Below are 20,515 nucleotides of genomic sequence, written 5' to 3' on the forward strand. Positions count from 1 at the left end.
AAGGAAGAGCCGTTAAAATGATCTGTTTCAGGATAGCCCATGGCCATGATATTGGCGCTATGCGGTCAGAATAAATGGTGGAACCCGCTTTTTACAGGCCGTTATGCCTGTTTGCGGCCCTGGTCAGGGGGGCTGTCTCTTGTAACGGCGCCTACTCAACGGATATGTAATCCCAGTATAAGGATTATGGACCGATCATCGATGGCTGAGGTGAAGAAGACCCGGGTTCTGATCATTGGCGCCGGCCCGGCGGGTTACACGGCGGCGATTTACGCCGCGCGCGCCAATCTGGCGCCTGTGCTGGTGGCTGGCCTCCAGCCCGGCGGGCAATTGACCATCACCACCGAGGTCGAGAATTACCCCGGCTTTGCCGAACCGATCCAGGGCCCCTGGCTGATGGAGCAGATGGCCAAGCAGGCCGAGCATGTGGGCACCGAGATTCTGTATGATTTGATCTCCCGGGTGGATTTCTCCGAACGCCCGTTCAGGGCCTGGACGGATGGTGGCATTGCACTCGAGGTGGAGGCGGTGATCGTCGCTACCGGGGCGCAGGCACGCTGGCTGGGTTTGCCTTCCGAGCAGAAATATCAGGGAGCCGGGGTTTCCGCCTGCGCTACCTGCGATGGGTTTTTCTATCGCGGCAAGAAGGTCGCGGTGGTGGGCGGCGGTAATACGGCGGTGGAAGAAGCGCTGTATCTCACGCATCATGCCAGCCATGTCACGCTGATTCATCGTCGGGACACCCTGCGGGCGGAGCGTATTTTGCAGCAGCGTCTGTTCGAGAACCCGAAGGTTTCGGTCATTTGGGACCATGCGGTGGACGAAATTCTAGGGAGCGGGACGCCGGAGGTGGTTTCCGCTCTCAGGCTGAAGCATGTGAAAACCGGCGAAACACAAACGCTGGATGTCGACGGCGTGTTCATCGCCATCGGCCATTCTCCCACGACCGCCTTGTTCGACGGGCAGCTCCAGACGGATGAGGGCGGTTATATCGTCACCCAGCCGGGTACAACGCAAACCTCCGTGCCGGGTGTGTTCGCCGCGGGGGATGTGCAGGACAAGATCTTCCGGCAAGCGGTGACGGCGGCGGGGACCGGCTGTATGGCCGCGTTGGAAGTGGAAAAATTTCTGGGTAACATTCCCCAGCATGTCAGCGAGGCCGCATAAATGACCGGACAGAAAATGGATTGGGATAAGCTCCGCGTTTTTCATGCGGTTGCCGAGGCCGGTAGTTTTACCCATGCGGGTGATACGTTGAATCTCAGCCAGTCCGCCGTATCGCGACAGATTTCGGCGTTAGAGGAAGCCTTGGCGGTTCCCTTGTTTCATCGCCATGCGCGAGGGTTGATTCTTACCGAGCAGGGTGAGGCGCTGAATCGCACCGTGCGCGAAGTCTTCGCCAAGCTGGCCATGACCGAGGCGTTGCTGGCCGAAAGCAAGGAAAAACCAGCTGGCCGGTTGAAGGTGACAACCACGCATAGTTTTGGCGTGACTTGGCTGGCGCCCCGGTTGAAGAGCTTTTTGGCGCAGCATCCCGATGTGACGGTGTCTCTGTTGCTGGATGACACCGATCTCGATCTCGCCATGCGTGAGGCAGATGTGGCGATCCGTATGCACCCGCCCCGTCAGCCTGACCTCGTGCAGCGGCATTTGGCGGAGATCCGCAGCCAGATCTGGGCTTCACCTGAATATCTGAAGGCTAATGGCACACCGGAGACGGCGGATGATTTGGATCATCATAAGCTGATCTTGTTCGGGGATCGGAAGCCGCCGGTGCCGGATGTGAACTGGCTGGGCGAGCTGGGCCGTAAGGACGGAACATCCCGGAGAGGTGTGCTGGAAGTGAATTCCTTGCAGGCGATGCTGGCATGTATCCGTGCCGGGATCGGTATCGGCGCGGTACCGGATTATCTGGTGGGCGATGCCACGGGGCTGGTTCCCATCTTGCTGGATGTGAAGACACCACCGGTGGATATGTATTTCGTTTATCCGGAAGAGCTGCGGAACTCGAAGCGCGTGTCGGTTTTTCGTGACTTTCTGGTGAATTCTATTGCGGAACGCAACGGCGTGAAGGGGTGATGTCAGGCGTTCCCTGGGAGTATGGGGGCGGCTGGAACATGTTGTTACATAAAATCAACTACGTTACGATTTTCACACTTAAAAAAGTCGGCTTGTGGCTTATATACAACATATCCGGTGCGAGCCGGATGTTGTCCTCCCTCGCGAGAGGGGGGATTGGGACTTCGGTCCCAACGTCTCCCAGACGTGAAGCCTCCCTGTTGACTTGACCCGCTGGCCATTGGCTGGCGGGTTTTTTTCATGGAGGAGGCATGACGGGCACGGCGAAATTCTGGGAAGACACACCGGCGGGGGTGAGCTTGGCGGTGAAGGCTCAGCCGGGGGCTAAGCGTGTGGCGATTGGACCGGTGCTGGAGGCGGTTCCCGTGCCGGGTTGGCCGCCGGCCCGGCTGAAGATTGCCGTGGCGGTGCCGCCGGAAGAAGGCAAAGCGAACGCGGCGATCATCAAGGCGCTGGCCGGGTGGCTAGGAGTGAAGTCCAGCGCGATCACGTTGGTGGCCGGGCAGACCAGCCGGGAGAAGCGGTTTCTGATCATGGCGCCGGTGAGGATTCCGGCAATTTAGAATAATACCAGATCGTCGCGGTGGATTGCCTCGTCGCGCCCGCGAAACCCCAGCAATACCTCGAAATCCTCCGAGCGGTGGCCGGCCAGCAAGGCCGCGTCCTCACTGGAATAGGCGGTGAGACCACGGGCGATGCGGGTACCGTCCAGCGTCAGAACATCCACCGGGTCGCCGCGCTCAAAGCTGCCGCTCACGGCGCGGATGCCAGCCGGTAGCAGCGAGGAGCCCTTCGCCAGCGCCCGTGCCGCGCCGTCGTCGATGCTCAGAGTGCCAGCCGGGGCGAGATGCCCGGCGATCCAGTTCTTGCGGGCGGAGCGTCCTTCCGGTGCAGGCAGAAACCATGTGCATTTGGCTCCTGCCGCCACGGCGGCGATGGGGTTATCGCGGTTGCCGATGGCGATGGCCATGGCGCAGCCCGCCTGGGTGGCGATCTGGGCGGCCACTAGCTTGGTGCGCATGCCGCCGGAGGAGTAGCCGGGCGGCGGTTCACCGCCCATGGCCATGATTTCTGGAGTCAGGGTTTCGACCACCGGTATATGAGCGGCGTCTGGATCCTTGCGCGGGTCCGCAGTGTAGAGACCGTCAATATCCGAGAGCAGCAGCAGCGCGTCCGCGTGCATCATCTCCGCCACGCGCGCGGCCAGGCGATCATTGTCGCCATAGCGGATTTCGGCGGTGGCGACGGAATCATTTTCGTTGATGACCGGCACGCAGCCCAGCGAGAGCAGGGTGGAAAGCGTGGCGCGGGCATTGAGGTAGTGACGGCGGTTTTCCGTGTCGCTCAGCGTGATGAGCAGCTGCGCGGCGGTGCGGCCCTGCTCCGCCAGGGTCTGGGCCCAGGCTTGGGCCAGGCGTATCTGCCCTACGGCGGCGGCGGCCTGCTTCTCATCCAGCCGCAATTTCGCGCCGCCGAGGCCAAGTTGGCGGCGGGCCAGCGCGATGGCGCCGGACGAGACGACAATGATCTCCGCGCCGTGGGCAATGAGTTCCGCGATGTCTTGAGTCACGCCGCGCAGCCAAGCTTCGCGCGGGGCGGCGCTCTCGGGGTCGACAATGAGGGCAGACCCGATTTTGATGACGATGCGCTTGGCGGATTTCAGCGAGGGGATCATGCGCTCTCGCGCTCCGCCTTGGCTTCGTTAATCACGTCCTGCAGGGCGCGGAGCACCTCCTTCATACCTTCGCCGGTGACGGCGCAGATGCTCATCACCTTGGCGCCGGAGGTTTTGGCCAGGGCAGATTTACGGGAAGACAGCTCGCGCGGGGTCATGGCGTCGGTCTTGTTCAGCACGATGATCTCGGGCTTGTCCGCCAAGCCGCCGCCATAAGCTTCCAACTCGGTGCGGATGGTGCGCCAAGCATCCACCACATGGCCAGCGGCGCCGTCGATCAAATGCAGCAGCACCGCACAACGCTCGACATGGCCGAGGAAGCGGTCGCCCAGGCCGGTGCCTTCATGGGCACCCTCGATGAGGCCGGGAATGTCCGCCAGCACGAACTCCTCGGACATGTTGAGGCGCACCACGCCCAGCTGTGGGTGCAGGGTGGTGAAGGGATAATCCGCGATTTTGGGATTGGCGCCGGAAACAGCCTTCAGGAAGGTGGATTTGCCGGCATTCGGCAACCCGACCAGCCCGGCATCGGCGATGAGCTTCAGCCGCAGCCAGACCCAGCGCTCCTCGCCCGGCCAGCCTTTATCCGAGCGACGGGGAGCGCGGTTGGTGGAGGTTTTATAACGGGCATTGCCAAAGCCGCCATCGCCGCCTTTCAGCAGCACGATACGCATGCCCGGCTTGTCCAGATCCGCCAGCATGCTCTCGCGTTCATCGTCGAAAATCTGGGTGCCGACCGGTACCTTGATGATTAGAGGAGCCGCTCCCGCGCCGGTTTTGTCCGATCCCGCGCCGTTACCGCCTTTCTTGGCCTTGAAATGCTGGGTGTAGCGGAAATCGATGAGAGTGTTCAGATTGTCCACGGATTCGAAAATAATGTCCCCGCCGCGGCCGCCATCGCCACCATCGGGCCCGCCGAATTCGATGTATTTTTCGCGCCGGAAGGCGGTGACGCCATCTCCGCCATCGCCGGATTTAAGGAAGATTTTCGCTTGGTCGAGGAACTTCATCAGAAAACTCGCAATAAAAAAGCCGGCTCGCGCCGGCTTTTAACGGTGGGCGCGTGCCCGGTTCATCATTCAGCGGCGAGCGCCACGGGCTCCACGGAGACATGCACGCGGTCATCGGCCTTGCGCTGGAAAACCACCTTGCCATCCACCAGCGCAAAAAGGGTATGGTCGCGGCCGACGCCCACATTCGCGCCTGGCTTCACCTTGGTGCCGCGCTGACGAACGAGGATATTGCCTGCAATGACGGCCTGCCCGCCAGCTTTCTTGAGGCCGAGGCGCCGGCCTTCGGTATCGCGGCCGTTGCGGGACGAACCGCCTGCTTTTTTGTGTGCCATGGGTAGGTTGCTCCTTTAGGCCGCGTTGATGGCGGAAACACGCAGCACGGTAACATGCTGGCGGTGGCCGTTTTTACGGCGGCTATTCTGCCGGCGGCGCTTCTTGAAGATCAGGACCTTATCCAAGCGGTCCTGGGCGATGACGGTGGCGGTGACCGAAGCGCCGGCGACCACGGGGGCGCCGAGTTTCAGGCTGCCTTCGCCGCCGACAGCGAGGACATCAGTGAAGGTAACCGTGCTGCCGGCTTCCGCCTCCAGCTTCTCAACCTTCAGCACCGCGTCTGACGTGACGCGGTATTGTTTGCCGCCGGTGCGGATGACTGCGAACATGGTATAATCCAATCAGGTGTCGACACATAACTGAGGCGCGGCCAAGCGAACCCGGCCACGACGAGTGGCGCGTTATAGCCTTGTCAAGGGCCGTGTCAATGCTGATTCTGCGCCAGCTTGGTCCGGGATTTTGCAAGCCTGTTGCCGAGGTAGACAGGCTTGCCTATAAGCCCGGCATCGTCGATCCCCGGAGAGGTGCCAGAGTGGCCGATTGGGGCAGTCTCGAAAACTGTTGTGCGTGCAAGCGTACCGTGGGTTCGAATCCCACCCTCTCCGCCACGAGCTGGTTAAGCGACTGAGTTGATTAAATTATCCTGATTTCCTAGGGCTTTTGACTTCCGACTGTAGCACCGAACTGTTACACCAGGGGTCATGGAAGAGATGCCGAAACACCCGCATCTGACGCGCCGAGGAGGTGTGTTTTGGCTACGCCGCAAGGTGCCTACGGACCTGCGGGACCACTACGCTCCCAAGAGCCACATCACGTTCAGTTTGAAGACCTCCGACCCCAAAGAAGCTCAGCGTTTGGTCCGCAAGGAGAGCGTGAAGCTGGATGAGGCGTTTGAGCATATCCGGAATTTCCGGGTGGCCCCCGTTCAGGAAGAGCTACCCGACTCAGAGATTAAGCGTCTAGCCGCCCTTTACCTGCACCTGAGGCTGGATGAGGACGACGAGATACGCCGAGACGGATTGTGGTTCAGAGACGGCCTTGGACCGCATGAGGGGATGAATGAACGGGATTTCGCGGACGTGGGCGCGGGGCTGGACGAATGGCTTCCGGCTATGCGCCGCTCGTTGGCGCGGGCAGACATTTCAATCATCAAAGCAGAGCTAGACGTGCTTTTGGAGGATGAGGGCATAAAGCTGTCCCCGACCTCCGAGGCGTACCGGAAGGTTGGGCTGGCCATCCTCCGGGCTGACGTGCAGGCCCTAGAGGTAAGGCGTCAGCGGCACCAAGGGGACCCCGTAGAAACGCCCCCGATGCCCGCCCGACCGAACAGGCTCCCGGTCGTACCAGCCCCGGCCTCCGGCGATATTACCTTCCGCGACCTGTGGGACCGTTACCGCCTGGAGAGGAAGCTGGCACCCAAAACGGAAGCGGACTTCGCCACCAGCGTACGGCGCTTTGAGGAACTGCATGGGAACCTGCCGGTTACTGCGGTTACCAAGGCCCATGCCAGGGCGTTCAAGGACGCCATGCTCCGCATCCCTGCTCGCCTAGGTGGCGCAGACCGGCACCTCACAGTCCCAGAGATTCTGAAACGCTTCGAGGGAAAGGACCTGGAGCGCCTTACGCCGAGGACCGTGAATGAGAAGTCACTCGCGGCGATCCGGGCGGTTTTTGGCTATGCTACGGCCAATGGGTTCCGGGACGATAACCCGCTCGCGAACATCAAGGCGGCGGGTGAAGCCAGCCAGGAGCCGTCCCGTTTGCCTTACTCACCGGCAGAACTCCGAACCATCTTCGGGTCGCCTGTTTTCACGGAGGGCAAGCGCTACGAGGGTGGAGGCGGTGAGGCTTCTAAATGGCTCCCTCTGCTCGGGCTGTTGACGGGAGGACGCCTGGAGGAACTGGGCAGGCTGGAGGTGGCCGATATCGGGACCGAACAGGGCGTCCATTACCTGTTCATACGTCCTGGTGAAGGTACGCGGCGTGTCAAAAACCTGCGCTCCCGCCGTAAAGTGCCCCTGCATCCGGAACTGATCCGGCTGGGCTTCCTGGAATACGTGCAGGCCCGCCGGGACGCGAAGGACCGACAACTGTTTCCAGCGTTGAAGTCTGAACGGGACCAGAGGACCGCCGCATTCTCACAGTGGTGGAAGCGCTACACAGACGGGCTGGGCATCACCGATAAGAAGAAGGTCTTTCATTCGTTCCGTCATGGTGTGAAGCGGGCGCTGCGGGACGCCCAGGTGGATGAAGCGCTGGCGAAGGCGCTCATGGGCCATGCGGATAAAGAGGTGGCGGGGCGCTATGGGCTTGATGAGGAGGGGCTAGGGTTTTCCTTGCCGACCTTGAGGGACGCGCTAGCCCGGCTGGTTTATCCGGGGCTGGAAACAGTTTTTAGTTCTATGTCGTAACTAATTGTGGGGCTGGGGCACCGCCCCGGAGGCCCCGAGGGGAGCCAGAAAACACCCACCCGGTCATTTCCAGGAACCGTCCACCCCACCCCCCCGGCCCCCGGTATGGGACCCTATGGCACCAAAAATTCTACAGCGCGTTCACTGCTCGCTTCAACCGAACAACAACAACAACGAGGGCTTTAACGGAATTTTTGAAATCCTTTTTGGAACTCTCGCCGGGCGGCTTAGGGACCGTTTGGCGCGTTTTTATTTTCCGAACGCGCCGCGCGGTTCCGTTCAGGTCAACTGAATTGAACGAGTGACGCCAGCCAGCGCAAGCCAAACCCAGCGGCAACCAGCAGACCGGCAATCATCAGCAAGTTGACCGCTGCTGACGTGATCCCGTTCTTGATGGCTGTTTCCAGGTCCAGCTTATCGGCCCGTAGCTTGTTCATGCCCCTGACCATGCCAAAGGCGATTGCGTCCGTGACGGTCATCTCCAGGTCACGCATGGCACACGGCTCCATGCGCTTAATCTCCGAGAAGCCGGAAGCAATCCCGGCCCCTATGGCAATCGCCATATCGTGACCGTTGAGGTTGACCGCGACGGACCTATGGGAACGCGGCAGACCTTGGGGGCTGTCAGGCATGGGCTGAATCCTCTGTCATGTAATGGGGAGCCCTAGCTGTACCAACACACAGGCGGCACAAGTTATGCGTTTTGCGAATCGTAGGGATTCCTAATCGACTCGGCTAGTTTCCGTGGACGTGCCGTATGTTCACCGACAACGGACATTCACGGTGGACATACACATGAGCCAGCAGCCATTCATCTCCTATTTTCGAGTCAGCACGGAGAAACAGGGAAGGTCCGGCCTGGGCCTTGAGGCGCAACAGGAAGCCGTGACCGCCTACCTGTCAGCCCATCCGGGGCGCGTGGTTGCCTCGTTTGTTGAGATTGAGTCCGGCAAGCGCAATGACCGCCCAGAACTGGCCAAGGCCCTGGCGGCCTGCAAGCTGAAAGGTGCTACCCTGATCGTGGCCAAGCTGGACCGGCTGGCCCGCAATGCCCGCTTCCTACTCTCTATAGTAGAAGGCACAGGGGACGGTGGCGTGGTATTCTGCGATATGCCTCAGATACCGCCCGGCCCTGTAGGAAAATTCCTGGTGACCCAGATGGCCGCTGTTGGCGAGCTAGAGGCCGGACTGATTAGCGCCAGGACCAAAGCGGCCCTTGCGGCTGCCAAGGCCAGGGGCAAGGTGCTGGGCGGCTACCGTGGAGGGCCAAAGGCTGATGCTACGCTGGCGGCTGAGGCGCGGTCTCGTCAGGCCGATGCCTTTGCGGCCCGTGTGCGGCCCCTGGTGGATGACCTCAAGGGCCAGGGGTTGTCCTTACGGCAGATTGCGGAACGGCTGGGGGCCGAGGGGGTGGAAACGGCACGGGGAGGGGCCTGGACGGCTGACGCGGTGCGGAGGGTTATGCTACGGACCATTTAACCGCTAAAACTCCATCCGGTGCCTGTGTGTTTGTGACCAGCCTAATCTGTAGCCAGCGGCACAAGTTTTGCACTTGAGGCGAACCCTTCTTGCTGCACATACGCCTCTATATCTTTATAACTCAAAGACATGGCCGCCATTTCTCCGTCCGCAAGAGACTTTGGAAGTTGTGTATCTGGCATGGCGTCACGAAAAGGCATGTAGGACACAAGCTTTCGACCGTTTGGCGCTTGCAAAGCAAGTTCTGAAATTGTCACCGGACGCTGGCCAACGTTAATCGCCTCAATCTTGACCATTCTCGGGCCAAAAGCCCCATTTGTATATGTGGCCATATAGCTGGTCAGCCGCACATGGATTGAGCGCTTATCCTTAGCCGCAGCGCTCCTCCAGTTAATGGTCGATAACACCGCGCCGTACAGTGCCACAAGCGGCGTGATTACGCTTGGTATAGTAGCCCATGGAATCCAAGGCGGCATAGCGTCTTCCCCAGCAGAGTCGGTTTCTCCAAACTACATCAGAGCGATTCGGAAACCGCATAGCACCGATTCATTTCTGCATGGGTTCGAATCTTTTTATGCTCTCCGCCACTATTTTCGCCAGTCCCCTACATGGCCCTTCCTGACTCATACAGACTCGCAGGAGTCGACAGGCGCCCTTCGGCTAGGGATGGTGCGGCAAGGTACCCAAGCGGCTTCCTTGAGTCCCTGGAGGGCCGCGTGAGGGCGTGAAGGATACACCGGGGCAGCGTCTGGCCGTTCGGCGGCCTTGGTGCATGACTTGGTATAAATTTGGTACAATGTTTTGCTACCCGGAGTAGTTCACAATAATGAACTAATTTGAAGGTATTTACAGCAGAATCACAAAATGCTCTCCGTGTCCCGTACGGTGTCCAGCGCACTTAAGGCACCACTCCAAACAACCCGGAGGCCCTTTCTTGTACACTTACATGGACCATTTTGAGTTTCGTAAACCACGCATGCCCCAAATTCCCGAATGGGCCTGCACGGCTTGGTGGTATCTTAAAACTGCCTGTACTCGCCCATGGCGGCTACTGAATATTTCCTGTGTTGTTCCCTGCACTAATTTAGAGATTTGGCTGCACTGGGGTAATTCTGCATACTGCTATGGCTGGTGGCTTGAAGAACACCCGGAATCCGCTGATCGGTGGCGATTGAAGGCAGGAAACCTAACGCTAACATGGAACTTCGCTGCGGCAGAGATCGCCAGCCAGCCAGAGGACGCGGAAGAAATGGAGGAAGCCGAGGAAACGGCGGTGCAGGAACCAGACGGAGACCTACAAGGGCAAAGATACCGGCAAGTACACGATCAAGCTTGTGCTGACCGGCAAAGCCCTTGAGGAAATGAAAGAGAAGATCAATGACGCGCTAGTGGACGCCTACGGCCCCAAGAAGGCCGCGAAGGTGTGGGAAGAGAAGAAACCCATTAAGACCACCAAGGACGGCGAAAAGAGCTTCATCAAGTTCAGCGCCAACTCCACCACCAAGGACGGCAAGCCGCGTGTGGTTGCCCTGTTCGACAGCAAGGGTAATCCGGTTAAGCGCGAGGTGAATTTGGGCTCCGGCTCGATCATTCGCGTAAACTGCTCGATTACCCTATTTCCGGCAGATGATCCTGGCGTAGGTTTCTATATGAACTCCGTTCAGATCATCAAATATGTGGAGTATGTGCCGGGTGGTGGCTTTGAGGCTGACGACGAGGACGGTGACGGCTTTGTGGCCGACGAGTTCGATGGTCCGAAACCCTCGTTTGAGTTCGTCTAGTCGGCAAGTTCGTTCCGTGCAGGCTCCCGGCAGGCCCCCAGCCACGTAAGGAACCCCTCGGCTCTCTCGGCTGCATTGCCACCCCTCAGCGCCTTCTGTTCCGGTCTGGGCTTGGTGTATTTCAGAACCAGCCGCGCGGCGGCCAGCCGGTCATTCAAGGTGTAAGCGTATTTGCCGGTCTCGGCATCGCGGGCCACCACGAAACTGATAGCAACCTGGAGGGCCAAGCGGGCCGCCATGTCCTCGTTCAGCTTACCGTCGGCGCCAACCAGGGCCGTGTGGCGGTCTGGCAGGTCAATGGCGCCTTGAGTCACCAGCGCGTCCAGCAGGTCATCCGCCCGCCTATGGGACTGCTCCCGTATCTCGGCCAGCTTGCGGCGGCGCTGCGGCCCTTTCCAGCCATCAGGAACGCCCATGCGTGTTGGTAGCTTGCCGCCTCGCTTGGCCTTGGCGGCTTCGATATTGGCCCGTAGCTGGGCCTTGTTGGCGTCTGACATGTTCCACGCCCGGACCTTATCGGACATGGGGCGCAGCGTTGGGGAGCGCACACGGCGCACCTTGCGCGGCTCTTTGGCCCGCAATTCCACGACGCTCTGCTGAAACAACTCATCAGGCGTGGGCGCGGTCATGCCTTCATCTTTCGGCTTAATGTCCATGTTTCTCCTCATGGGACCGCAAGGCACGTTCAGCGCCTTGGGTCCGTGTGGTTGTCGGTGGTGTCGATTAGGAACGATTGGTCCAATCAGCGCCTGGACGGTTCTGATAGGATATGCGGGCGGCAATCCCGGCCATTACGTCAGGATGCGGGGTTCCGCTGCTGGGCTTCCAGCCGTACTGGGCGAGCGGTCCCAAAGCCTCCTCCAGCCGGGCCTGCTCATTCGGGTCACGCTCCGCGTTGAGCCATCCGGCTAGGGCTTGCTGTCTTCCCTGCGCCGTCTTGATGGTCACCAGCGCGTTCACCTTGTCAGCCATATCCGGGTAACGGCTGCGGATATCATCTGCCATGGCGTCATGCTGGCGAATGGCGGCCCCATAGGATTGCTGGTTCCTCACACCAGACTGATCCATGGTTGCGGTGGACGGTGCGGCATTGCTGCCCGGTCCGATGGCGCGGATGCGGTCCAGCATTTCGCCGTACAGGTCAGCCGGTAACCGGGGGACGCCGTTCAGCCATGTATGCGCCTCGGGTGAGATGCCGCCCGTGTCGTGTAGCCCTTGCAGGTAATCCTGAATGGCCGTGACAGGAACGCCTGTTTCCGCCGAGGCTGCCCGCTGCCAATGGGTGCCCAGAAGCGGGTCAGCGGCGTTCAGGCTTTGGCGGATACCTGCCACCTTGGCCGCCTGCTGATCCGCTTTGACCTGCGCCAGCGCCGTCAGCATGTCCAAGCCGGTGGGCTGGTTCACCGGCCTAGCATTGCCGCCCGTTCCCTGCGGCTGCCACACGGCCAAGGCGTTTGACCGTGCTGTCCGTCCCTGGAGTTTCGCCAGGAATCCTTGATCCTTCACGGCCTGCGCGTTGCCCTTCGCAGCCTGGAGGACCTGGGCGCGGGTGATGGCGTTCTGGCTGGCCTGCTGGGCCTGCTGTGCGGCTTGCTGCTGGGCCATCTGGTCCTGTGCCCCACGAACACCACCAAGGCTGTTGAACTTCGCCATAGCCTGGGCAATCAGGTCAGGACGGCCAAGGCCAGACAGATCCTGCATGGCCTGAAAACCAACCGGGTGCTGGTCGCCCAGGTTACCCAGAGTTGTCGCAAGGGACCGCGCCGCCTGATCCTGACCCTTCTGGACCGGAGTAAGCGGGGGCGGAACCTGCGCGGCCTGCTGGGCCTGATTGTCGGCTGCCTGCTGACGTGCCTGCGCCTGTAGGCTCTGGAGCGGCTGCATATCGCCAGGAGCGCCACCAACCGGCAAACCCATGCGGGCTGCGTAAGCCTGAGAGGCCGGGGCGTTCCTCAAGATTGGCGGGAGGTTGAACCCAAAGCGCTGGTCAGCCGTGGCAAGGGCATTGTTGAGTGCGCCATGCCCGGCCATTTTGGCCAGTCCGTACATACCGCCGATGCCTTCCAGGCCCTCCAGGCCCAGACCAATGCCGCCATGGCCAGAGGCAGCACCCAGCCCGGCACCCATGACCGCACCGGCCAGTGGCACCGCCCACCGGGCAGCGTTCTGGAGCGGCCCGCGAGAGTTCATCTTGACCGAGTTCTGTTGCGCCATGTCCAGCATCTGGAGGTTCAGCAGCAGCGTGTTGCTGGTTGCCTTGTCCAAGGGCAGAGCCGCCACCTGATCCCGCAGCGTGTTGAAATAGGCAGCGTCCTGGCCGCCTTGCGCCGGATTGCGGTTGTTCCGCGCCGCCTCTTTCACGGCAGCGTTCAGCGTGTCGCCTTGGGCGGGCGTGAGGGTGCCATCACCGACGAGGCTAGCCCCGATGTTCTGGATGCTGCTGGAAATATCATCCATTACGCCCTTGAAGGTATTGGCGGGCGTCACTGTGCTGGCAGAACGGCCCATGCCCGCCGTCTCAGCCTGGAGGCGCTTCTGGTAGAGGTCCTGCAACCCCAGTTCAGCCATGCCTGCACGGGCCTGCGGGGTCATGCTGTCATAGGCCGGAGCCTGCACGCCCTGCTGTTGCACCTTGGCCTGTGCGGTTTGCTGGAGGATGGCATCATCCATATTCGGATTAGCCGCCTTGAGGCCCTGCACAGCCTGCTGAACCGCGCTGTTCCATGGCGCAACCGCCTGGGCGTAAGCCTGGACATGCGGGCCAGCTTGCTGGGCCGTGCGGGCCTCCTGGAGGGCCTGCACAGCCCTTCCGGCACCCATGGTCCCGCCAGTTGCCAGAGCGCCCGTACCGGCTCCCTCAACCGCCGCATTGGCCATGCCGGACATGCTGCCCTGGCCGGTCCCTGCGTTGTCCAGCGCGTAGTTAGCGGCACCTGTGGCAGCACCGGCACCAGCCCCAAGACCCACGCGGGCAGCCGCACGGGTAATGGGTGAGGCCATAGCGGCCAGTTCAGGGGCCGCCAGTCGCCCGGCAATACCGCCAAGGACACCATGGGCCATCGGGCCGCCAATCGCGTTTAGGGCCGCCGAGGCACCGCCAGCCACAAGGTCACCCGCAGACGGCGATTGCTCGCCCTGGGCGGCCTCACGGGCCTGGATGGTATTACCGGCCCCAGAGGTGGCCAGGAGAGCCGCCCCAGCAGCCGGGTCAAGCGCAGCGGTGGCCGCGTAGGGCGCTGCGGATGCGAGGGCACCAACGGCATCGTAAGCAGCACCGCCAAGGTTGCCGTGGGACAGGTCTGAACCCAGACGGTGGATGGACTGGCCGTCATACTGCTGGGGACCGGAGATGGCCTGTCCGGCAGAGTCCAGCAGGTTACCGGCGGTGTCCGCCCAGGTCTGGAGGCCGTTGCCTACCAGCGTTCCCCCAGCGTACTTGTTGGCCAACTGGCCTATGGTTTTGTCTGCGTTGCCCAGGCCGGACACAATGGAACCGGCGGAATTGCGCAGGGCCGTGACGGGCGAGGTGGACGGCTGCGCCTGGGATAGGTGCTGGATGATCTCGTTGTCCGAATAGCCAGCCTTGCGGGCACCCGACACGTCAAACCCAGAGTTGGGCTGCGAGGCCATGTAATTGGCGATCTCGGTAGGCGAGTAACCCGCCGCGAGGGCGCCCTGGACGTCAAATTGCGGCAATCATTTACTCCAGAAGCTGGAAAGGCTCGGGCGGGGTTCGGCTGGCCCGTCTGATCCGCCTGGGCTGGCGGGCCTTTCTGTTGCCCCATCTATACCTTGAGGTTCCTTAAGGGCGTGAAGGTCACAGGCGGGGTCTTCCGTGCCCGCCGTGCTGTACGGTTCTTGATTGTGATCCATGATGATAAATCCTTGAAGGTTTACTAAAGGGCCTGAACGGCACCTTTCAGGTGGCAAGACACACCTTAGGCCGCTTCCGTTCTGGTCGTCCTGAACGTTACTAAAGGCGGCCTATTAGTTTGTGATATGTTGTCTTGAATAATAAAAACCTGAGGTACGAGAGGGAAACGCTTGGTTCCTTACGGCCCCTAGAAGCTGAAAATAACCGCCATCTTCTCTAGGATACTATAAGGGTAAATGGCGGCTATCGGTGAATGTCACCACACGGTCCTTATGCGGCTTCATCCAGTTCATCATCTGCATCACTCTCAGCCGTGAAGATGCGTTCCAGTCCTCGCGGGCGTCTCGGCCTGTCGGGTTGCCAGCCGGTTTCCATTAACGCCTCTTTCCATAGCTGTTGATTTGTTACCTCTCTGGCGAAATGATCGGACTTAACGCCTGCGTGGTCTTGTATTTCCTGGTAGCTGATTGCTTGCGCTCCGGCTTCCGTACGGTCCCTTAAGTAGCCGATGGCTGCATCCAGTTTCTTTCCTGGCCGTTTGGGAACCTCTCGCCACGCGAAAACCTCACAACCTGGGAATATCTCTGGCAACATGTTCTTGATGCCCGAGTGCTCCGAAGCGATGACATAAGCCGTCATGGCCCCGCAGCGTTCTTCCTCAAGCTGGCGCACTCGCCCCCTGCACAGGGCTTGCAGGACGTGGTGACGGATTTCCCCGTTATAGGTGGTCTTGATCTCAGCCTTGGGGCGGAACCCGGCGGCAACCTTACGGCCCTGCGCGAGATGCGTGAGGGCAATAGCGGCACTGTCTCGCATGAATAAGGTTCCGGCCAGGATGACGTTGGGAAACTCCCTGTAGTGATTCACCGCCATGTGCTGCCCCCAGGTGATGACACGCACAACGGGTCCCGTGCGGTCTCCACTCATGTTCCCGGCTAGAACCGCCCTGTTTGGCAAAAGGTCTGCCAGCGCCTTCACAAAAGGCACGACACCAGACTTATCCTTATGCGTCACCACCAGCCAAGATTCATCCGGCTTGGTTGTGATCGTTTCGGCTATGCCCTCCAGCAACGGCAAGCGGGTTTTGGCATCATGGAACAAACCCTTGCGCCCAGACCGGCTCCATACGCCCACCTTGAGGGGCCTATAATCCTTTGCGGCCCGTGGCATGTACTCCAGGCACCGGCGGACCTTCTCGGCATAGGCATAGGTTTCCCGGACACGCCCGGAAGCATCCAAGACCAGCAGAGGGGCCATCTCTACCGTGCCCGTGTCCGCGTAGGAAACCAAGGATTCTCCCAGGCGCCCATCATGGCCGGTGCGCACCGTCTCACCGCTCAGACGCAGCAATTTCCTAAGCAGGTCATACATGGACTGGCTTTTCTCCAAGCCTGACTCTTCCAGGATAGACAAGGCAGATTCACCACCAAGCGCCTCAAAGTCCGGCATGTCCACTATGGTGCCCCGCTCGGCCCCGCGCAGATCGGTTAGCAGGGTCTCCAGCGCGTCCACCAGCTTTGGAAACCGCCCCTGCAATGGAGCAGTAAGCGCCAACAGTTCCCGCCGCCCCAGCGTCACCGGCTCACCCGGCAGCCACGCTTCATCCCACACGCGGACCTCACGCGGCCCACCAGCATAATGAAACTCGGCCAGCGCCTTGAAAGACCCGCCGCGCCTTATGCGCCTCTCAATCATCTGCTGGGTAGTAATCAGCACCTGGGCCTTGCCGGGCTCAGTGCCGCTATGCGCTGCATTCACCGCCTTATCCGAGACGTAAACCGCCAGGGAACCCTTAACGTCCCGCAAGGCGCCCGCCAGTTCCTCGGCCTCATGAACGCGGCCCACCAGGATCATCATACCCACCTCTCGGCAGTCCTGGGCGGCAACCAGAGCGCGGGCGAAGTGGATGACGGCCTGGGTCTTGCCCACGCCAGGGTCCAGGGAACTCAAGAACACCTTGGCCGCCGCGCGTCCCCTGGCCATGTCCTCCATGGTATCTAAGGCGGCACGTATCGCCTTGGTGTGTTGCGGGCCTGGGCGGTGCCCATGTTTGGCGTTCGCCTCCGTCCATCGGTCAAAAGCAGCCAGGGCCAACCCAGCACCGGGCGGCCCCTCTCGTTCCTCTATGGTCATGTCCGGCTTTCGTTCAGGCGCTGGCCGGTGACTGTGTGGCTTCCGGCGGGGGCTCAAAGGCCAAAGCAAGGGGTACAACGGCGCAGCGTAAGGTGGCCGCCCGTTCCCGCAGGCGGATGGCGAGTTCACCGGGCGGGCACAGGTTGGCATCCGCCACAAGACGGCGGGCCACCTCTCGGATGGCATCTAGGGATTGATTCATGGTGCTCCTGTTTTGGTTGTCAGATCGTGTTCACGCGAAGGTTCCGCGAGTGCGCCCTGAACGTCAAATTGCGGCAATCATTTACTCCAGAAACTTGAGAGGGACGGCTGGCCGCCCCCGTTGCTGGGGCCGGAATTGCCAGATGCTGCTGAACCTTCCTGGCCCATGAGGTCAGGTGCGTTCTGCTGAATATAACCCTTCACGTAATCGGTCAGGGGGTTCTGCTTCTCGTAATTGTAGGACCACCTGCGGAAACCCTGCGCCCGGTCTTGATCGGAGGCATTGTTCCAGGCGTCATACTCATCTGTCGAATAATTTCCCTGCGCTACCTTCCAGGCCAATATGGCCTTAAGTGCTGTCGGGTTCTGCATGATATTCGCACCAGACTTTAGGGCATTGTTGACCTCGGGCAAGTCAAGCTTACCCAGACCACGCATGGCCTGTAACTGGCTACCTTGTAGACTGGTCAGCAGCGTGCTGAGGGTTTGCTGAGCGTCAACGCCGGTTTTGCCGGTCAACTGTGTGATGTTCCGGCTCAGCACGTCACCAAGGCTTGAGCCCGTACTAACCTGGGGCAGAACCTGATTGATAAGGGCCGCATCCATATCCGTTTGCTTGGCTCCTTGGGCCTGCGTGAACAATGCCTGTTCCGCGTTGGCGTCGTCAGTTTGTCCAATCTTGCTGCCAGGGTCCTGCGCACGGACCGCGCCTGCCGGTAGGGTTGGAGATACCTGCCCGGTGGAGTTATTGTAGAACACGGGAGGCCCATATTGCCGGTTTTCCTGCGTGTACGAAACACCATTTACCATCCAAGTGTCGCCAGCCGAAACCTTGCCCAGTCCCTTCGGACCCTTGGCTAACGCCTGCGCAACCTGCTGCTGCGACATACCACCAGAGGCCGCCTGCATGGCCAAGTTAGGGTCAAATCCCATCTGCGCCAAGGCAGCGGCGGACTGTATCACGTCCAGCTTATTCTTCTGCTGCGCCAGACCAAGCATTCCTTGCCGGTACGCATCTTGCTGGTTGAGTTGCCGCTGGTTCTGCTGGGCAGTAACGCCCTTCATCTGGTTGGCGTAATCCGCCTGTTGGCCATCCGTCAGGGCACCTGCGGCTCCGGCTAGGCCACCCAGGAACGAACTTCCGCCACCCGCCGCGCCCGCAGCCATCCGTAAAAGTGTGGTTTGCCACGGAGAAAACCTGCTGCCCACCTGCGGCTGCGGCATCTGGCCACCGCCGGGCATCGACAGTCCTTGCGCCCCTGGCGGCGGTCCTCCGGCCCCAGGCGGCGTCTGGGCATTAGGCATTTCGGGGCTGGGCTGCTGCCCCGCCAGGGTCTGTCCGGTGCCCGCATATGATCCTCCGAGTGACGGAGGCAACATGGCGGTGTCCCCACGCCCTGCGGGCATATGTGCGTCAACCGCAGCGCCCGCTTGTCCCACCGTGATATTCGGGTTGTTTCCGAACAGGTCCTTGTTGGCCGCATACACGGAATCAAATTCAGAGCCTAGAGCATCCTTTAGGGGGACGTTAGGTCCTCCTGCGTTTACCAGTTTCTGGAACTGCGGGACTCCCCAGAAGTGAACCTGTTCAATATCGTCTGGGCTGGGATTGGTGATGCCAGCAGACTGGAGGGCTGGCAGATATTCGTTCTGGGCGATTAGCTGCGCTGCAATTCTCTGCTGCTTGGGGTCGCTCTTGCCGGACGCCGTCAGGCCGTATTGTTTGCCATATTGGTTCACAAGGCCATCCCAGGTCCCGTCCGTGAACTGATACAAGCCAGAGGCGCTGGAGCCTGGGTTCTGGGCCGTGGCACTGTTACCACTCTCCATCTGCGCTGCCGGACCCATCCAAGCCATAACGGACGGGCTGGTGCCGGGGAGGAAGCTGGAGTCAACGGGTGTGGATGCGGTGATGTTGTTCGAAAGGCTACCGGAGTTTGTAAAAGCATTTGCGAGATTCATAGAATTCCATTTGTTCTTCTTGGTATTAAAAAGGGGGGATACTGCCCGCTGGTTACGCCTGGGGCAGATACCGCAGGAACGTATCCATTTCCTCAACCGCCATATTTAGCGCGGCGCGGATGATTCCTGAGCGGTTCGGATAGTTAACGCCAGCGGCCCGCGCGGCATCCGCCAATTTGAGCAGGCGGGCATCTTCGGTGGGGCTGGTGCGAATGGTGATGTTATCGCCGTATGACTTGCGGCGCATGGTTTGCTTCTCCGTGGTTGCGGTCGTGCAAAATTTTTAGTGGTGAAGGCCGAGAGGTGCCGGGAGGGCCGAAAGGGTCCTTGAGGGACTGGCCGCCTCCTTCTCTCTTAAGGGCATGCTACCCCCCGATATTTGGTAGATCCCCTGGGTTTACCTACAGGTTTGCGAACTGGCCGAAAGGGTCCAAAGAGGACCCAGAATGTGGTATCCGGTTACTCAGAATAGGCCGGTAGGGACCGAACGCGAGCAGTTTAGCGCAAGTCCTCGCGGTGGTTGTCTCTTAGGTATGAGTTACCCCCCACTTTTTCGATAAAATCTAGCAGGGAACAGCATGTTTCTAAATGTGTAGGCAAGGCGCTTACAGGCCCCCAGACGGACGCAAGGCACCTAGCGGATTACGCCCGGCGCCGCCCGATGGCATCCAGATGCTGGGAAATGGTATTGGGCTGGAGGGTCCGGGAGGGCGATGGAAGGGCCCTATGGTGACCTGGGGGCGGGATGTTCTCTCTATGGGGGGTGCTATCCCCCCTTAACCCTTGCAGTCATTTGATTTAAAACGAAAATTTCATATGATGCGTTTTGTACCAAACGCCCTTATTTCAGGCCGCCACGTTTGACAGGCTGACCCTCACGCGTCACCTTGCGGCGGACGGCACGTTTACCCGCGAACAGGCGGAACGGCTGGCGGAAGGGATGCAAGATATGGTCATGAACACCGCAGCAACCCGGCAGGACCTTGAGGTTGCCAAGGCTGACAACCGGGCCGAACACGAGACCACACGCGGCATGATCTGGAAGGCTAATCTTGCCCTTGCCATCTGGATTACAGGCGTTGTCCTGGCCCTGCGGTTCATCCATTAGACCGCACGGCTGATTAGCAAGCAGGTCCTCCAGGGCTTCTTTCAGGGCGCCTGCCGTGTCTGGCCACTACGTGGAGGCCATGGCGGTGGCGAGCGGGGTCCATGAGGTGGTCTTAAGGACCTCGCGGACCATGAGGTAACGGTGGTTGTCTCTTAGGGGCATGCTACCCCCCACTTTTTCGATATAAAGCTCTGATTTAACTGATGATTTAGCCTCCCAAAGGTGAACAGTTTCCCGGCTGGACATAGTAGGTTCATGGCTGGCCGGGGCGGTGTTGAATGGGGACGGCGGGATGGCGATTAGGTAAAGCGTGGGCCACAAGGCTCTTGGCCTAACCATCCAGACATGTATCATTCCGGCATGCCACCGTCCTACCAAATTCCCGGCTTAGCCGTCCTGGCACTTATCATCGCCGTCTTGGCGGTGATTACCATAGCGCCCCTGTTCAAACGCTCGGCCCGAACGA

20 protein-coding genes and 1 tRNA gene are annotated in these 20,515 nt (G+C 60.4%); 8 read left to right on the top strand and 13 right to left on the bottom strand.

Annotated features, from left to right (window positions below):
• Nucleotides 1-201: 201 nt before the first annotated feature.
• From trxB to AB7D48_RS02040, 3 genes are all read left to right on the top strand, one after another.
• Nucleotides 202-1,167, top strand: a complete 966-nt coding sequence (gene trxB, locus AB7D48_RS02030) for a thioredoxin-disulfide reductase (RefSeq protein ID WP_427975627.1) — start codon at nucleotides 202-204, stop codon at nucleotides 1,165-1,167.
• 15 nt (nucleotides 1,168-1,182) lie between these two features.
• Nucleotides 1,183-2,079, top strand: coding sequence for a LysR family transcriptional regulator (locus AB7D48_RS02035; protein WP_427975665.1), 897 nt, complete (start codon nucleotides 1,183-1,185; stop codon nucleotides 2,077-2,079).
• A gap of 251 nt (nucleotides 2,080-2,330) precedes the next feature.
• Nucleotides 2,331-2,642, top strand: coding sequence for a DUF167 domain-containing protein (locus tag AB7D48_RS02040; protein ID WP_427975628.1), 312 nt, complete (start codon nucleotides 2,331-2,333; stop codon nucleotides 2,640-2,642).
• Here the strand turns inward: AB7D48_RS02040 and proB are convergent.
• The 4 genes from proB to rplU form a co-directional block, all read right to left on the bottom strand.
• Nucleotides 2,639-3,754 carry a glutamate 5-kinase gene (gene proB / locus AB7D48_RS02045; RefSeq protein WP_427975629.1) on the bottom strand — a complete coding sequence of 372 codons (1,116 nt, stop codon included), beginning with the start codon at nucleotides 3,752-3,754 and terminating at the stop codon, nucleotides 2,639-2,641. The genes AB7D48_RS02040 and proB overlap by 4 nt on opposite strands.
• The gene (gene obgE, locus AB7D48_RS02050; RefSeq protein ID WP_427975630.1) at nucleotides 3,751-4,764 is read right to left on the bottom strand and encodes a GTPase ObgE; all 1,014 of its coding nucleotides are present in this window, start codon (nucleotides 4,762-4,764) and stop codon (nucleotides 3,751-3,753) included. The genes proB and obgE overlap by 4 nt, the downstream gene beginning before the upstream one ends.
• Before the next feature lie 65 nt (nucleotides 4,765-4,829).
• A complete protein-coding gene (gene rpmA / locus AB7D48_RS02055) occupies nucleotides 4,830-5,099 on the bottom strand; it encodes a 50S ribosomal protein L27 (protein ID WP_048877079.1) in 270 nt (89 codons plus the stop codon).
• 15 nt (nucleotides 5,100-5,114) lie between these two features.
• Nucleotides 5,115-5,429, bottom strand: coding sequence for a 50S ribosomal protein L21 (rplU, locus tag AB7D48_RS02060; RefSeq protein ID WP_427975631.1), 315 nt, complete (start codon nucleotides 5,427-5,429; stop codon nucleotides 5,115-5,117).
• A 189-nt stretch (nucleotides 5,430-5,618) separates the two neighbouring features.
• On the opposite strand from rplU, the gene AB7D48_RS02065 reads away from it, so the two are divergent.
• Both AB7D48_RS02065 and AB7D48_RS02070 read left to right on the top strand, forming a co-directional pair.
• A tRNA-Ser gene (locus AB7D48_RS02065) sits at nucleotides 5,619-5,708 on the top strand.
• Nucleotides 5,709-5,801: 93 nt separating this feature from the next.
• On the top strand, nucleotides 5,802-7,511 hold the full coding sequence (locus AB7D48_RS02070) for a DUF6538 domain-containing protein (RefSeq protein ID WP_427975633.1): 1,710 nt from the start codon (nucleotides 5,802-5,804) through the stop codon (nucleotides 7,509-7,511).
• Between the two features lie 284 nt (nucleotides 7,512-7,795).
• Here AB7D48_RS02070 and AB7D48_RS02075 read toward each other — a convergent pair whose 3' ends face one another.
• Nucleotides 7,796-8,143, bottom strand: coding sequence for a hypothetical protein (locus tag AB7D48_RS02075; protein WP_427975634.1), 348 nt, complete (start codon nucleotides 8,141-8,143; stop codon nucleotides 7,796-7,798).
• 163 nt (nucleotides 8,144-8,306) lie between these two features.
• Between AB7D48_RS02075 and AB7D48_RS02080 the strand changes: the two genes are divergently transcribed.
• The gene (locus AB7D48_RS02080) at nucleotides 8,307-8,990 is read left to right on the top strand and encodes a recombinase family protein (protein ID WP_427975635.1); all 684 of its coding nucleotides are present in this window, start codon (nucleotides 8,307-8,309) and stop codon (nucleotides 8,988-8,990) included.
• Nucleotides 8,991-9,031: 41 nt separating this feature from the next.
• Here the strand turns inward: AB7D48_RS02080 and AB7D48_RS02085 are convergent, their stop codons facing one another.
• Nucleotides 9,032-9,286, bottom strand: coding sequence for a hypothetical protein (locus tag AB7D48_RS02085; RefSeq protein ID WP_427975636.1), 255 nt, complete (start codon nucleotides 9,284-9,286; stop codon nucleotides 9,032-9,034).
• 650 nt (nucleotides 9,287-9,936) lie between these two features.
• Here AB7D48_RS02085 and AB7D48_RS02090 point away from each other — a divergent pair.
• Together AB7D48_RS02090 and AB7D48_RS02095 are read left to right on the top strand one after the other, a co-directional pair.
• Nucleotides 9,937-10,347 (top strand): hypothetical protein, encoded by a 411-nt coding sequence (locus tag AB7D48_RS02090; protein WP_427975638.1) that lies wholly within the window; start codon nucleotides 9,937-9,939, stop codon nucleotides 10,345-10,347.
• Between the two features lie 4 nt (nucleotides 10,348-10,351).
• Nucleotides 10,352-10,771, top strand: coding sequence for a hypothetical protein (locus tag AB7D48_RS02095; protein WP_427975640.1), 420 nt, complete (start codon nucleotides 10,352-10,354; stop codon nucleotides 10,769-10,771).
• Here the strand turns inward: AB7D48_RS02095 and AB7D48_RS02100 are convergent.
• The 7 genes from AB7D48_RS02100 to AB7D48_RS02130 all read right to left on the bottom strand — a co-directional run bounded on the left by AB7D48_RS02100 (nucleotide 10,768) and on the right by AB7D48_RS02130 (nucleotide 20,046).
• The gene (locus tag AB7D48_RS02100; protein WP_427975642.1) at nucleotides 10,768-11,427 is read right to left on the bottom strand and encodes a hypothetical protein; all 660 of its coding nucleotides are present in this window, start codon (nucleotides 11,425-11,427) and stop codon (nucleotides 10,768-10,770) included. The two genes, AB7D48_RS02095 and AB7D48_RS02100, sit on opposite strands and share 4 nt — an antisense overlap.
• 67 nt (nucleotides 11,428-11,494) lie before the next feature.
• A complete protein-coding gene (locus AB7D48_RS02105; protein WP_427975643.1) occupies nucleotides 11,495-14,467 on the bottom strand; it encodes a hypothetical protein in 2,973 nt (990 codons plus the stop codon).
• 448 nt (nucleotides 14,468-14,915) lie between these two features.
• On the bottom strand, nucleotides 14,916-16,637 hold the full coding sequence (locus AB7D48_RS02110) for a hypothetical protein (RefSeq protein WP_427975644.1): 1,722 nt from the start codon (nucleotides 16,635-16,637) through the stop codon (nucleotides 14,916-14,918).
• 154 nt (nucleotides 16,638-16,791) lie between these two features.
• Complete coding sequence (locus AB7D48_RS02115; protein ID WP_427975646.1) at nucleotides 16,792-16,980, bottom strand: hypothetical protein; 189 nt, start codon at nucleotides 16,978-16,980, stop codon at nucleotides 16,792-16,794.
• A gap of 77 nt (nucleotides 16,981-17,057) precedes the next feature.
• The gene (locus AB7D48_RS02120) at nucleotides 17,058-18,941 is read right to left on the bottom strand and encodes a hypothetical protein (protein ID WP_427975647.1); all 1,884 of its coding nucleotides are present in this window, start codon (nucleotides 18,939-18,941) and stop codon (nucleotides 17,058-17,060) included.
• Nucleotides 18,942-18,993: 52 nt separating this feature from the next.
• Nucleotides 18,994-19,188: a hypothetical protein gene (locus AB7D48_RS02125; protein ID WP_427975649.1), complete on the bottom strand. Its 195-nt coding sequence runs from the start codon at nucleotides 19,186-19,188 to the stop codon at nucleotides 18,994-18,996.
• 594 nt (nucleotides 19,189-19,782) lie between these two features.
• Nucleotides 19,783-20,046 (bottom strand): hypothetical protein, encoded by a 264-nt coding sequence (locus AB7D48_RS02130; protein WP_427975651.1) that lies wholly within the window; start codon nucleotides 20,044-20,046, stop codon nucleotides 19,783-19,785.
• Nucleotides 20,047-20,515 lie beyond the last annotated feature (469 nt).

This window comes from Acidocella sp., from assembly GCF_050253495.1.
In the GTDB taxonomy this organism is placed as follows: domain Bacteria; phylum Pseudomonadota; class Alphaproteobacteria; order Acetobacterales; family Acetobacteraceae; genus Acidocella.

Excerpts from the sequence above, each read along its gene's own strand:
- trxB (WP_427975627.1), top strand. The coding sequence starts at position 202 with ATGGCTGAGGTGAAGAAGACCCGGGTTCTGATCATTGGCGCCGGCCCG.
- AB7D48_RS02035 (WP_427975665.1), top strand. The coding sequence starts at position 1,183 with ATGGATTGGGATAAGCTCCGCGTTTTTCATGCGGTTGCCGAGGCCGGT.
- AB7D48_RS02040 (WP_427975628.1), top strand. The coding sequence starts at position 2,331 with ATGACGGGCACGGCGAAATTCTGGGAAGACACACCGGCGGGGGTGAGC.
- proB (WP_427975629.1), bottom strand. The coding sequence starts at position 3,754 with ATGATCCCCTCGCTGAAATCCGCCAAGCGCATCGTCATCAAAATCGGG.
- obgE (WP_427975630.1), bottom strand. The coding sequence starts at position 4,764 with ATGAAGTTCCTCGACCAAGCGAAAATCTTCCTTAAATCCGGCGATGGC.
- rpmA (WP_048877079.1), bottom strand. The coding sequence starts at position 5,099 with ATGGCACACAAAAAAGCAGGCGGTTCGTCCCGCAACGGCCGCGATACC.
- rplU (WP_427975631.1), bottom strand. The coding sequence starts at position 5,429 with ATGTTCGCAGTCATCCGCACCGGCGGCAAACAATACCGCGTCACGTCA.
- AB7D48_RS02070 (WP_427975633.1), top strand. The coding sequence starts at position 5,802 with ATGGAAGAGATGCCGAAACACCCGCATCTGACGCGCCGAGGAGGTGTG.
- AB7D48_RS02075 (WP_427975634.1), bottom strand. The coding sequence starts at position 8,143 with ATGCCTGACAGCCCCCAAGGTCTGCCGCGTTCCCATAGGTCCGTCGCG.
- AB7D48_RS02080 (WP_427975635.1), top strand. The coding sequence starts at position 8,307 with ATGAGCCAGCAGCCATTCATCTCCTATTTTCGAGTCAGCACGGAGAAA.
- AB7D48_RS02085 (WP_427975636.1), bottom strand. The coding sequence starts at position 9,286 with ATGGTCAAGATTGAGGCGATTAACGTTGGCCAGCGTCCGGTGACAATT.
- AB7D48_RS02090 (WP_427975638.1), top strand. The coding sequence starts at position 9,937 with ATGGACCATTTTGAGTTTCGTAAACCACGCATGCCCCAAATTCCCGAA.
- AB7D48_RS02095 (WP_427975640.1), top strand. The coding sequence starts at position 10,352 with ATGAAAGAGAAGATCAATGACGCGCTAGTGGACGCCTACGGCCCCAAG.
- AB7D48_RS02100 (WP_427975642.1), bottom strand. The coding sequence starts at position 11,427 with ATGGACATTAAGCCGAAAGATGAAGGCATGACCGCGCCCACGCCTGAT.
- AB7D48_RS02110 (WP_427975644.1), bottom strand. The coding sequence starts at position 16,637 with ATGGAGGACATGGCCAGGGGACGCGCGGCGGCCAAGGTGTTCTTGAGT.
- AB7D48_RS02115 (WP_427975646.1), bottom strand. The coding sequence starts at position 16,980 with ATGAATCAATCCCTAGATGCCATCCGAGAGGTGGCCCGCCGTCTTGTG.
- AB7D48_RS02120 (WP_427975647.1), bottom strand. The coding sequence starts at position 18,941 with ATGAATCTCGCAAATGCTTTTACAAACTCCGGTAGCCTTTCGAACAAC.
- AB7D48_RS02125 (WP_427975649.1), bottom strand. The coding sequence starts at position 19,188 with ATGCGCCGCAAGTCATACGGCGATAACATCACCATTCGCACCAGCCCC.
- AB7D48_RS02130 (WP_427975651.1), bottom strand. The coding sequence starts at position 20,046 with ATGGATGAACCGCAGGGCCAGGACAACGCCTGTAATCCAGATGGCAAG.